Origin of the sequence: Acinetobacter pullicarnis (genome assembly GCF_006352475.1) — a bacterium.
In the GTDB taxonomy this organism is placed as follows: domain Bacteria; phylum Pseudomonadota; class Gammaproteobacteria; order Pseudomonadales; family Moraxellaceae; genus Acinetobacter; species Acinetobacter pullicarnis.
In genome coordinates, this window is sequence record NZ_VCMZ01000003.1 from 1 (window position 1) to 13,589 (window position 13,589).

7 protein-coding genes and 1 pseudogene are annotated in these 13,589 nt (G+C 40.3%); 6 read left to right on the forward strand and 2 right to left on the reverse strand.

Annotated elements, in window-relative coordinates; translation table 11 throughout:
- The first annotated feature begins 5 nt into the window (after positions 1-5).
- From FD716_RS18010 to FD716_RS18035, 6 genes and pseudogenes are all read left to right on the forward strand, one after another.
- Positions 6-2,345, forward strand: a complete 2,340-nt coding sequence (locus FD716_RS18010) for a hypothetical protein (RefSeq protein ID WP_039047812.1) — start codon at positions 6-8, stop codon at positions 2,343-2,345.
- Positions 2,346-2,349: 4 nt separating this feature from the next.
- Positions 2,350-5,547 (forward strand): tyrosine-type recombinase/integrase, encoded by a 3,198-nt coding sequence (locus FD716_RS18015; RefSeq protein ID WP_039047813.1) that lies wholly within the window; start codon positions 2,350-2,352, stop codon positions 5,545-5,547.
- Positions 5,548-6,001: 454 nt separating this feature from the next.
- Positions 6,002-11,158 (forward strand): DUF4011 domain-containing protein, encoded by a 5,157-nt coding sequence (locus FD716_RS18025; protein WP_104442400.1) that lies wholly within the window; start codon positions 6,002-6,004, stop codon positions 11,156-11,158.
- Positions 11,159-11,371: 213 nt separating this feature from the next.
- Positions 11,372-11,473 (forward strand): annotated as a pseudogene (locus tag FD716_RS19185) (TIGR02391 family protein); the annotation flags it as partial.
- Positions 11,474-11,476: 3 nt separating this feature from the next.
- Positions 11,477-11,572 carry a TIGR02391 family protein gene (locus FD716_RS19190; protein ID WP_228130596.1) on the forward strand — a complete coding sequence of 32 codons (96 nt, stop codon included), beginning with the start codon at positions 11,477-11,479 and terminating at the stop codon, positions 11,570-11,572.
- 13 nt (positions 11,573-11,585) lie between these two features.
- On the forward strand, positions 11,586-12,353 hold the full coding sequence (locus FD716_RS18035; RefSeq protein ID WP_016165495.1) for a hypothetical protein: 768 nt from the start codon (positions 11,586-11,588) through the stop codon (positions 12,351-12,353).
- 167 nt (positions 12,354-12,520) lie between these two features.
- Here FD716_RS18035 and FD716_RS19195 read toward each other — a convergent pair whose 3' ends face one another.
- Both FD716_RS19195 and FD716_RS18040 read right to left on the reverse strand, forming a co-directional pair.
- Positions 12,521-12,715, reverse strand: a complete 195-nt coding sequence (locus FD716_RS19195; RefSeq protein WP_228130595.1) for a hypothetical protein — start codon at positions 12,713-12,715, stop codon at positions 12,521-12,523.
- An 83-nt stretch (positions 12,716-12,798) separates the two neighbouring features.
- Positions 12,799-13,587, reverse strand: a complete 789-nt coding sequence (locus tag FD716_RS18040; protein WP_016165493.1) for a hypothetical protein — start codon at positions 13,585-13,587, stop codon at positions 12,799-12,801.
- Between the last annotated feature and the right edge of the window lie 2 nt (positions 13,588-13,589).

The window sequence follows — 13,589 nt, forward strand, 5'->3', positions numbered from 1 at the left end:
TGAATATGCAAATGACTGAACGAGAAAAGCGATTTTTAGAGTTAGCAGAAGAATTTCAACAAGATTATTGTCTGCTACGTGATGAAGTTGTGAATACACAATTTCTCGATCTATCAGATGATTTGTATGAAAAAGTTCATGCGCTATATGAGAAGGCGCAACAGATATACGGCTATATATCTAGTACGAGGCAAATTGGTAATTATTATTTGCTAGCTTGTTTAAGTTATTTTGCATCTCCTGATACTAGTAATACGCAAAATTTAACGTCTCAACGTTATCTGATTCTGCAAGCAAGTTTTTTAACTTATCGACATTACCAAGATTTTTCAAAAATTCCTAAAGGTGAGAATAAGAAAAAACAGGTCTGTGATCTCTTGCGTTATGTATCACGATATGTGCTGCATTCTAGTAATGCTGAATTATTTGAAGAATGCAGTAAGCTATTAAATCGTTATGTCATGTACGAACGTAGCTTGAAAAACGAGGATCGTAATCAACTTTTTAATATTAATGATTTTCAAGAAATAAAAGTAATTGAATATTTATCGGCACTATTGATCATATTTATACGACTAGATGATCGTAGTGTTGTTCTTCGTCAACGTAAGTCAAAAGAACGGAAAGCTTTACAATGGCCAACTAAAAACGAAGTCAGAATATTTCGTGAAATAAAATCAGGTAAGCAAGAAGATGTCGGATATAACGCAAAAATCAGTTTTCATGATGCCTCTCTTCACAAAGATGAAGATGGTGAAATTGAGCTTGCAGACGCTGAAGTAGAGTTATATTCAGAAGATGAAAAGACTAAACAATTTAATCATATAATTAGTGATTATGTTGCGCATTACACGCGTCATCGCCAACGCCGGCATGCTCCATTTATTACAAATCCTCATTATTTAGCGCCGGACGTACTGAAGCAAGTTGTATATGTACTAAGAGCCGAATTATTTGGAAACTGGAAAGATGCTGCAATAGCTGCTGCATGTTTATTATCACTGTTGACAGGATTATCACCCGTTGCACTGATGAATTTTAACGAGCTTATTCAAGATGGAATTTTGATCCAAAAAGGTTCACGAAAACGACGGGAATATTTACTCAATTTAGATTTAAAAATTTCAGAGCAGAAAATACAGCGTCTTAATCATGTGCGATGGAATGAAGAGATGTCGCATCAACTACATCTACCTGCGGCATGGTTTGACTACATCGAGCAAGGAGATAATCCATCTATATCTTCAGCTTATATTAATACCAAGCTTAAGAAATGGCTTGATAATCAGTTTGTAGGTTCGATCACCGTTGAAAAACTTCAAGCACAATTATATTTTCATATATGTTATGAAACATTTAATGAATATCTTGCACATGTGATCGCGGGCCGGGATAGTCAGCATCATATGCCCGGTATTTTTTATGGCGGGCTTCCAAAGGCTCAACTGGATACTACATATCTTTGCTATTTAGAAACAGTGCTTACACCGCATTCTGCTCAATTTGATGAAGACACAGCAGAACTTAATATATTGCAACAAAAATTTAAAATTAGATCTGCTTTATCTATAGGTCGGATAGGGAGCCAACTTGCACTTGCACCAAATTTCGTACAAGAGCAATTTAATTACTTACATAAGCACTGTGAAGAGAATATTCAAAAACATAAACATATCATTAATCAACTGAATGCATATGCCTGCTGGATGTGGCATGTTAGTTTGTTGTGTTTAACAAATCGACCTAAAGAAAGTCTGTTGGGTCAATTGGATGATTACTGTTTTGAACTCAAGCTTTTATATGTGAATGATAAGAAAAATAGTAAGGCAAGAAAGGATGGTCGCTTTATCCCATTATCTGATTTTTTCATCAAAGCATTGCAAAATTACACTACTTTTTTAGAACAAATTATTGAAGCATACGGTTTATTTTTTAGACAAGTCTTTGTAAAGAAGAAAATTACTATAAATGATCTTTTTGGAATGGTCCTAGTTAGTAACGAGAGCCTTCCGATGACTGTCAAAGAGTGGCAGAGTAAAAAAATTAAGTTAATCCCGTTATCAAGGAGCTGGGTAAATGCCTATATGCGAGAGATTTTTCCCAGAAATATGTATTCAAATTGGTTACGCCATTTTGATATGAATTTTTTGATGCATGAGCAGCAAGAGGGTAAACCATCATTAGCATTTAATTTAATTCAGGCCCTTTATGGTCATGACCAACGCGACCGCGAGGCGTTTCATCCTCATTCTTCCGTTATTCCGAATGTATATGTGCAACAAGTACGTCAGCAGCTTCTAGAGAATATTAAATCTCTATCAATTCAACACTTAGAGCGAAAATAGTTGTATGCAAGAATTTGAAGAACTAATAAAACCGCGACTAGATAAACTATTTGTTGATATGGGGAATTTGGTGCAGAAGTGGCTAGATAGACAGCCTTTTTCACCTGAAGTACTGCCACAAGATATGCAGCAAAAAATTGATCAGCAGGTCAAGGAAAAATGGCATGATCTTAAAGATGGAGTTGAATATTTGAGTCGTAAATTGAGCCGAGCTGAACAATCCAAGCTGATGCAATTTACTGAAAATGAATTTAAGAAAAGAAGGAAGCAATTCAACCTTACACAGCTAAATGGAAAACCATACAAAATAAAGCTAATTCCAAATACAAAGCGTATTGTGCTTCCTCGAAAAATTGAAAGTACGGAGTCCCGGTTAAAACAGGGGCAGTTACATGCTCAGGTACTTAATGAGTTGAAACAATATTGGAAAGAATCACTTGAATATTGGGATGATTCTCAAAGTTTATGGGGGAATTTATGCTTAAGTTTGATCTATATTTCAGGCTGTTCAGACGAACAGCATCTGATTGCCATCCAGAAGCAATTGCAGGATGCCATAGAACTTGATACAGATTTGAATTGTTTACATTTATATCATTCCGGCTACAAAAGGATCACGAATCCATTGTTATTGCATTATCGTGTTGAAAACTCCCAATATGGTAATGACGTAGAACAGAGAAAGTTATACCAGTGGAGGCATGTCTTTTTAAATCCATATGCTCAGTTAATTTTGCAATATTTGAAAAAATTGAAAGAGACTCATAAAGTATATCGTCTGCAAGTATCTATACAAGCCTGTATTTTGGAAAGCCTAAGCAAAATTGGTTCGAAAAAAAGTTTGAGCGATCTAAAATATCAAATTAAACGCCGTGGATTTCGTGCATTTAATGATGTGCAGATGGTACTTGAATTTAATCCCAAACTTAGTTTAGATGTTTTTTTGAGTAATGTACTACAACAAGAGATTCATACTGTTTCTTTAAGACCATCTGAATCAAGCTTGCTGTGGAGTCACAAGCGTGATCAAGTCGTTGAACCAGTCAATCAAACTATTCAATTTGAGCAAGAGCAGTTACATATTGAAGTTCCTACAGTTCATCGTAAATTACAAACGATTCCGTACGAGTTGATGTTGTTTGATCAAAAAAAGAGTAGAGCTAAAAAAGTTGAACGTTTAGATAAAAAGAAGAACAGAGAAGAGCGTACGATTCGTCATTGGAAAGAAACCCAGAGTGCTCTAGAGCAGAAGATGCATGATGCTAATACTGATGAACTATTTTTAATCGAGGCGCAACTACGCTTAATTCAATGGTTATTACATTTGAAAAATAAAGGACTTCAATTATCAACCATTGAAAGCTATTTAGGATCTTTTGGTAAAGAATTTATATTTGAAATTTGGCTCAATAAATTAGATTTAAAGCAACAATCTAGTGATGATTATGAAGATTTGTATCGGCAGCTCTTGAACTACAGTAGTGAGCGTGATGAAAAAGCAACTCAACGTGAATCAGTGAAAGGAAAAACCTCTAAGAAAATGCATCAAACCGCACAATACCGTTTTGGGCGTCTGAAAGATTTTCATAAATTTTGCCAAGAGCACTATGATGCGCCAGAGGTATTGGTATTACAGAATTCAAATTTTAAACATTTACAAATTTGCAATGCACGCTTAGTGAGTCCTTCGTTATTTGGCAAGCTGCTGGAACAATTAGAAAGCTTAAGCCAAGAACCTACGGCATCAGAATGGGGGGATCATCTAAGTTGTTTAAAGTTGATGTATTTATTGAGTTATAGAACTGGACTTCGATTAAATGAAGTCCGTTGTCTTAAAATACAAGATGTTATCTGCCCAGAATTACTCTTTAAGGATGGTAAAAGTTCAATTTTTAATAATATAACGCTTCATATCCGAGACAATTCATATCGACGTTTGAAGTCGCAAAGCGCAAATCGTCAAATACCCTTGAAAATTGCCTTGTCAGATCATGAATTTTTAGTAGTACAACATTACATCCAACATCGATATAAGCAGTATATGACTGATTATCAAGATGACCTACTTTTTAGTGTGAATCAACGTGTATTAACTGATCATTGTATTAGTAAAATTACAGTAGATTTGTTTAATCGAATATTAGGTATACACCATGGATTTAGTTTTCACACACTGCGTCATAGTGCAGCGAACTATCTCGCAATAACGTTGCTTGGGTCAAAAGAAATGGTCCATACGTATACTGATTGCGGTTGGGGAAAAGCAAAAAAGATGCGGGATTTATTGTTCGGTGTAAAAGCACGGGCTGATGAAGAAATCATCCAACATAAGTGGCAGGTGCTTGCAGCATGGATCGGGCATAGCAGTATTGAACAGACGGCTTCAAATTACCTTCATGTTTTGGATTTATTAGCAGTCGATCGAATTTATAATTTGCCGTGTATCATTTCAAAAAAAGTATTAGAACAGTGTTTTGGTCCAGTGAAGTCAAGTACAGAGTACATAAACTTAAATCGTTATACTCAGCAGCAGAAATGGTTTGATTCTTATCATCAGCAAACACAGCCATTCACAATGGTTGGCCAACAAGAGAAGAAGTTTAGTATCGAGAATAGTACTCTGACACCTTATCAACGTTTGATAAATTTTAGAGATGCCCGTAGCAAAGATCCCCAAGCTCAAGTATGGCTGCAGCGATGTCAATTGATGTGCACTAAATGGATGAGCCCCCAAAAATTTAACTTAAAAGTTGAAAATATTGAGGGAGAGATTATAGATGAAGGTTGGTTTGAGGATCTTCACAATAAAGCCAGGAAATTGTCTCGTTCTAATGAACGCAATACCTTCCTTGATTTGTACGATCAAGAAGAGAATAGGCCTGACATATATCAAAGAAAGAACAAGATTGATGCTCTAAAAATATTATTACACTTTGGTAAGTTACGTAAGAATTTTTTGCATTTTGTATGTCGAGATCAAGACGATGAGCAACGAATTAGAAGTTTTATTGCTGGAATGAAGCCAATATTAGGAGAAGAGCTAAATTTAGGTATACAAAATTATCCAGTTAATATGAATGCACCTGAGCGAAGAGTTCAATTCAGTTTTCAAAGAATAGACTCTAATAAAAATGTGACAGTTCTGGTTTTATTTAATCTAATGTTAAAAATCATGCAGGAAGATGAGCTTTGGATTAAATAGCCTAAGCTAACTAAAAGGTATTGTTTAAAAATTTCTTTGGTCATAAGTAAACGGCTTTTTTGCTCAAGCCTATACCTTAAGTCTACCGTACAACGAATTGGTGCTCTTACAATAAATCCTTGATCAATCGAGGAAACATATCGATAGGGTAAGCTCAACCACAAGATAAACAGGGATCAAATTAAGCTTATTCTGAGGCAGCTTGGGCAAATTTAATCTTCAAATCTTTGGGCAACAAAGCCGAGCGTTACCGAAATCGAGGTAAAAGACTGCGTATGGGATTTCTTTTAATTGTTGGAATTTACAATATAGAATTGAGAAAGAAATGATTTGTGTAAGAGAACTATTGTTATTCGTATAATTTTAAAACAAGATATCAACTATTTAAAATTGTGATTTTAGCATTTTAAGCATGCCATTAATTCGGTTTGATTAAATTGCAAAGGGGATAATAATGCTAGAAGATGAAAATAACCAACAACTTGATCCAAAATATTCATTGCAGGTTGATTGTGCTTCAGCTTTGAATTTTGTTTTACAGCAAAATTCAGTTCCTCTGATTCGACAAATCCTAATCTCTTCAACTGAAACGATTTCTGGTTCTCGAATCGTTATTCGTTCTAATCCTGATTATTTCAAAGAACACACTATCAATATTGCGAACTTGGAAGGCAATCAATTCTTGGCTCTTGATAAGCCAAAATTAGTTTTTGATATCAAACTATTGCAGGAGTTACCTGAGAATCTTAAAGGCAGTATTGAAATCCTTTGGTTGAATGAAAAGGAAGAGATACTGGCAGAGCAGCGGGCAGAGATTGATTTATTAACCATTGATACTTGGGGTGGGGAACGCCAACCCATAGAATTATTGGCGAGTTTTTCACAACCCAATGCTTCAGCACTCAGCCCAATTTTGGTTAAGGCCAGTGAAATTTTAAAAGCAAAAGAACTAGGTTCATTAAGTGGTTATCAAGAGCGAGATAGAGATTCTGTGCTATCTCAACTGAATGCCTTATGGGAGTCTTTATTACAACAAGATATTCATTATATTGTTAACCCAGCAAGCTTTGTTAAATCGGGCCAAAGAATACGTTTGGCAAAGCAGATTTTTGACGAGAAGTTAGCATGTTGTTTAGACACGACAATACTTTTAAGTGCCTTGGCTGAACAAATAGGCTTAGATACTTTACTTATTATTGAAGAAGGACATTCGTATCTTGGGGTTTGGTTAAATGAGACGCCAAATGTTGACTTGATCATTGATGATATTCAAGCATTAAGAAAGCGTTATGATTTGGGTGAAGTTGTTTTTATAGAAACAACGCTGCTCACACAACAAGTAAAGTTTGCATCCGCACTTGAAACAGCAAAACAGTACATTAAAGATGAATCCCGCCAGCATAAGTTCTATCTTGCGATTGATGTTCGCCAGTCCCGGTTGCGTGGCATTAAACCAATTTCCTCATATCAGGATAAGAAAAATCATCTGGATGAAACAGAAATTGAATGGGCGCCTGCATCTATTCCTGTATATGATGTTGAACGTCCTGTAGAAAGTAAAGCCACGCGGGTTGACCGCTGGTTGCGCCGTTTGCTTGATCTAAGTCTCCGTAACAAGCTCTTAAACTTTAAGGACAATCGTTACAGCATACCCTTACAATGTTCTGAGTTAACACTGGGGAAACTTGAAGATGCATTGGCGAACCAAGAGGGTTTCTTATTTAAGGGGATTGATAGCATCTCGCTAAAAGATGTCCAGCGTGACAATGAAAGCCAACATATCAATCAATATGTTGATGATAGCCTGTCCAGAAAACTATTGTTTAGTCCACTTGATACACCCTTACTGGAAAAGCGCCTAATTGAGGTTTACCGTGCCTCACGTACTGCTTTAGAAGAGGGAGGAGCGAATACACTATTTCTTGCTATTGGCTTTCTGGAATGGAAAGAGTCAGAGCGTTCAAAACGCACTTTTAAAGCGCCACTACTACTTATTCCTGTGCAGATCACCCGCGAGACCGCTAAAACAGGTTATCGCCTGTATATGTATGATGATGAGCCTCGCTTTAATTCAACTTTATTACAATTATTAAGACAGGATTTTGAACTAGATATTTCGGGTTTAAACCCTTTGCCGGCAGATGATTCTGGGATAGATGTTAACCAAGTCTTACATATTGTGCGTAAGGCTATTGTGAATATACCAGGATGGGAAGTTAAAGCTGAGGCTGCCATTGGTCAGTTCTCATTTTCAAAATATTTAATGTGGCTTGATTTGTCTACACGAATGGATCAACTTAAAAATCAATCTGTAGTAAATCATCTGATTGAATCACCACGAGAACCATTCATTAAACAGGATGATTTTCCGCAACCCGCTCAACTAGACCAACGATATCAACCTCAACAATTATTTACACCGTTATCATCTGACTCGTCACAGTTAGCAGCAGTTATGTCCGCCGCATTAGGACGTACTTTTGTACTTTCTGGCCCTCCTGGGACAGGTAAGTCCCAGACCATTACAAATATGATTTCACAGTGTCTAGCAGATGGTAAATCTGTGTTGTTCGTTTCTGAAAAGATGGCAGCTTTAGAGGTTGTCTATCGTCGTTTGACACAGATTGGCTTGAGTGAGTTGTGCTTGCAGTTACATTCTTCCAAAGCGCAGAAAATGCAGGTTTTGGATCAACTGCGGGAAAGAGCACAGAAGAACAATGACCCATATTTTCTAAGTGCTCAGCTAAAGACAACAGAATGGCAAAAGTTGTCGGACAAATTAATCCAGTCTCGTGATGAACTGAATCAGCATGTAAATAATCTCCATACCGTACATGCGATCGGTTGGAGTCTGTATGCCGCAATGAGTGATGAACTTTGTTATCGGGATACACCACATCTACGTTTTCCTGAGATTGAAATTTCAACACTAACATCAGAAAAGCGTGAGTTGCTGAATAAGACGGTGACACAAGCAGTAAGCTTGCGTCAGCTAGTAAATGAAAATGCTAAAGACGTATTGGATGGATTTGCGGAGGGCTTGTCCGAACCTATCTGGAATCTGGCATGGCAGGAGCAATATCAACTATTACAGGACCAACTTGTAGGTCAGATACAACAATTACAAAAGTCTATTTCTGCTTGGCAACAGGTTTTTGGATTCAGTGAAAAGCAGAATCTGAGTCAGGTTAATCAGGATGTTGCGATTTTTAAAGCAATATCTAATCTGGTTCAGCAAACAGACTTAAAACTCTTAAATGCGATTAAAGATATCGATTTAAAAACCATTACCCAGACAAAACACTTAACGCAAGATCTTAAGCAACAGCGTTCTTCATTAGTAGGGAAATACCAATCTCAAATTTATCAAGCAGATTTAAGTCAAATTGGCTTTAAATGGCGTGAAGCAGAATCAAAAATGTTCCCATTTTCATGGTTTGCTAAATTCCAGCTGAGAAACTTAGTCAAAACTTATCAAGACTCAACTCAACGCCCAACAGCTTTGGCAGTTGCCCATGACTTACCAATCTTGCAGCATATCCAAAGCCAACAATTACAATTTACTGAATGTGAAAAACTGTTAGCGAGTAAGCTTGGTTCTTATTGGCAGGGTGAAGATAGCGCATGGCAAAGTTTTGAAGCTATTCACAATCAGTGGCAAGAAATTAAGCAGATAGTTGCGTTGTCAATTACTGATCAAGCAACTTTATTAAAAGCTGTAGAGTTTAGTAAAAATCATACTTTGGATGAGCTGACACAGAATATCGCTCAGGTGGAGAATACGTTTAGGCAATTGCTGAATGATCATGTCCTGAAGAGTGATACTGCGATTACCTCATATTCAGATATTGATTTTAATAAAATTATCGAAAGACAACAGCAGTTGCAGCAACACAGTTCATCTTGGAGACATTGGTTAAATTGGCAGGCTATAAAGAGCCAGTTGATTCAACATGGGTTAAAACCATTGGCATTTGAGCTTTTGAATGCCCCATTGAATGTGGATGATGCCCTAAAACGCCTGAATATTAATTTAGCGAGACACTGGATTACGCATCAATTTAGTCAGCATCCAGAGTTAAACCAATTTAACAGCCAACAACATGAACAGAAAATAATGTCCTTTGCCCAGCAGGATAAAGAACACCAACTTTCTGCAAGTCAGGAAATTATTCACCGTTGGAATAATATTTTTATAGAACAAAACCACTACAAAGGGCAATGGACTGTTCTTAACAAAGAGTTGGGTAAGAAACGCCGTCATATTCCTGTACGAGAGTTGATGCGTCAAATTCCTGATGTTTTAGTTGGCTTGAAACCATGTTTATTAATGAGTCCATTATCAGTTGCCCAATATCTGGACACAGAAGCAAAATTTGATGTAGTAATTTTTGATGAAGCATCACAGATTCCTGTATGGGATGCAATTGGTGCATTAGCGAGAGGTAAACAGTCAATCGTGGTGGGTGACAATAAACAAATGCCACCAACCAGTTTCTTCGGTAAAGGCGATTCTGAAGAAGAGGTTGATGAGGAGGTGACTGAAGATCTGGAGAGTATTTTGGATGAATGTCTTGCTGCTCAGTTACCAGAATTAGCTTTGAATTGGCATTACCGTAGTCGTTATGAAAGTCTCATTCAATTTAGTAATCAGAAATACTACAAAGGTGGTTTATTTACTTTCCCTGCACCTGTTGCTAAGGATACAGCTGTAAAACTACATGTGGTTGAGGGTGTATACGACAAAGGTGATACACGTACCAATAGTAATGAAGCAAAGGCAATTGTTGAATTTATTATTCAGCATTTACAGTCACAGTTAGGGCAAGAGAATCCTTTGACTTTAGGTGTGGTCACTTTCAATATGACTCAGCAGAAGTTGATTGAAGATTTGCTGGATAATGAATTGGCTAATCACCCTGAGTTAGAGACATTGAGTAAGTCAGGCATTGAACCTTTATTTGTTAAGAATTTAGAAAATGTGCAAGGAGATGAACGTGATATTATCGTTTTCTCAATTACTTACGCAGAAGACCGTGATGGTCGATTATCTATGAACTTTGGCGCGCTTAATCGTCAAGGTGGTCAGCGCCGTCTAAATGTAGCAATTACTCGCGCTCGTCAAGGATTACATGTTTTCTCTGCTTTGAGTCCTGAAGAAATTAATTTGGCACGCACTAATAGTGAGGGTGTAAGGGATTTAAAAGACTTCTTAGTTTTTGCTCGTAGTGGTCAGTTGCATTTAAATTATGCTGACCAAAGTAAACAGCAGGCTAAAAAAGAATTCCTACAGTACCTACAAACTAAGTTGCAAGAACAAGGCTGGAGTGTGGACCTTGGTATAGGTCAGGGAGATAGTTGTGTAGATATAGCAATTAAGGATAATTTGAATTCAGGTAGTTATCTTGCAGGTATTATAGTAGATGGTGAAAACTACGCTAAAGCAGCTACAGCAAGAGACCGTGATCAGCTCAGACCAACAGTATTAAATGGGTTAGGCTGGCAGGTATTATCAGTGTGGACAGTTGATTGGTGGCTGGATCCAGAGCAGAACTTAGCTAAATTGGTAAAAGAATTGGATGAGATCAAAATTAATCAACAGGTTGCTTAAATTGTCTGAAACCTTAGGGATGAAAAGCATGCTTTAAATCAACTCATTGACTTGGGTTGCATGGTCCATGCGAGTCGTAAATTCTATGAACTATATGTGACGGGGAAAAGTCAGATCAATGAACAGGCATTTTTAAGGGTCATCAGATTAAGTGCATTTTGATAATGAATAAAGCGCCGTTTGGCGCTTTATTCATCCTAGGGACCGCTCACCACCGAGTCCGAGAAGAGCGAGCAAAAAGGCTTTGCCAACCTGCTGATCGGCCTGTTCGGCGCCGTGCGCAATCCGCTGACTCATGCGCCCAAGGCGAATTAGCCCATGTCCGAACAGGATTCACTGGACATCCTGACGCTGGTATCGCTGATTCACCGCAAGCTGGATGGCACCACGAAATTAGCGGCCGTATCGCCATAAGGGAAAGACAAGAATGGACGAGGCGATCGTAGTCTTCTCTCGGAAAGGGATTTTCCAGACTACGATTGCCGCGCGTGACGTTCGCAGCCGGGAACATGCACGCAAGCTGTGGCCCCTGGTGTCTCCCGGCGCATCACGGCAGATGGTGACATGGGTCAGCCCCTCCTTTGAGAGCGGGAAGTTGCGTCGGAGATCCCACTTCCGCGTGCTTCCTGCCCAACACACCTTTAATCCGAAAGCGCACTTCGACGATGAAGAAGCCAGCCGGTGGCGCGCTGTGCAGGAAAGCCCCGAACACCGACAGGCGAAAGAACTTGTCGCTGCCGAACTCTCCCGACGCTTGAATGCCGGGCTTGCGATGCCGTGGGCGTTCAAAGATACGGATGCGTCGGACTATGCGCTGGAAGGCAACTTGTTGCTGGGTGCCGACCGGGTGGCAACCGAGCATCCTCTGGAGACGCCATTCGGCAGCAAATTCCGGCTCGACGTTGCCGTGCTCGGGCCGCCGGTTCAGGTCGAGCCGATGGTGCTTGGCGGCGTTGAAATCGAACTCAGCCACGCCTTCGACGGCCGCAAGGCGCTGATCGGGAAGTCGCTCGGATTTCCGTTGATCTCCATCGACATCACGGAGATGATGCTGGACGAACTCACGCCTGAGTGGGCACAGCGGGTACTGACCACAACCACGCGGAGCCACGAGCAAGGACGCCGGCAGACCTACATCTATCTCCACGACCTGCTGTACCACCTCTACGCGCAATTGCCAACGATGAGACGCTGAACAAGCTGGTGCGCTGGATGAACCTGCTCGCGGAGAAGCTAGAGTACCCGAAGGGTACGGTCGCCGTTGCCTTGGTCAATGGAAAGAACTAACAGTCGCGCAAGATGCTGGAACGCGCGGGACAAGTCGTTGGCCCCGACTGGAGTGAATTCAATGACCAGCGCTGCTTAGGGCTGACCTTGCCGCGCCCCAAAGGCCCAGCCGATCTCCAAGCCCATCGCTTCCACATGACGATGGCGCGCATCCTGCTGTCGCACACTGATGCGCACGTTAGCTACAAATACTGCAACTGCGTGGACAACAACCACCCCGAAGAAGACGTGTGGGTGGCGCATCGCTGGATTGCCGACCTGAAAACCCATACCCGGCACCGCGTATTGCCGGAGTCACCTTGCGGGCAAACACTACAACGGAGCCAGGCGCCTGTTTGCTTGTTGGACAGTTCTCAGTCCGTCGTCGGTTTTGGTGCTCTTTTCCGCGGAGCCGAAGAAGGCAAAGACGGCAAGCACTCGAATAGGCGTTCTGCATAGACGAACCCCATCCGCCTGACTGCGCTCTGATCGAAATACAGTAGCCAAGCGGCCAGTAACGCCAGCGAAATGAGCAGCGTTAGGCCAGCAGCCAGCCCCGGATCAGCAAAATGCACAGGGTCAAAATGTGGAGGCGCAACCTGCAAGATTTTTGCAATCAGCAATCCATAAAGGATACCCAAGAGGCACGACAAAATGCCAACAGGTTTCATCGCTAACATATTGCGATGGAATCCGTATGCAATATTCTCTTTGAGTAGGAGCTGCTTGTTGGAACGGGTGAGTTCACGAAGTCGCTTGGTTGCCCCAATGTAGGTATCGTCCGCCTTGTCCTGATCTGCTGATTCCTCCTCTGCGTTCGGCATGGCAATACCCAGCTTAGCTGTAATCGCGGTGTGATATCGCTGCTTGCTGACGCTATCCAGAAATTTGTCGCGATGGCGCAGGGCTATGGTTGTTGGCATTCCGCCCCATTTTTTCACTAGGGATTCTTCCAACTTTTTTCCCCGCCCACGGGCTACGCTTGCGAGTGCATAAATGGCACCGCAGCCACCCAGCAGTCCAATCACGCCTGTAAGTACCGGGTGCTTTGCGCCGTAGACACACAACAAGGGAACGAGCAGCGGCAAAGCTACAAGAAGTCCTGGAATTACGCGCGCCTTGCGCTCGTAGGGGTCTTTGACCAGTTCAAAAATATTCGTCATAG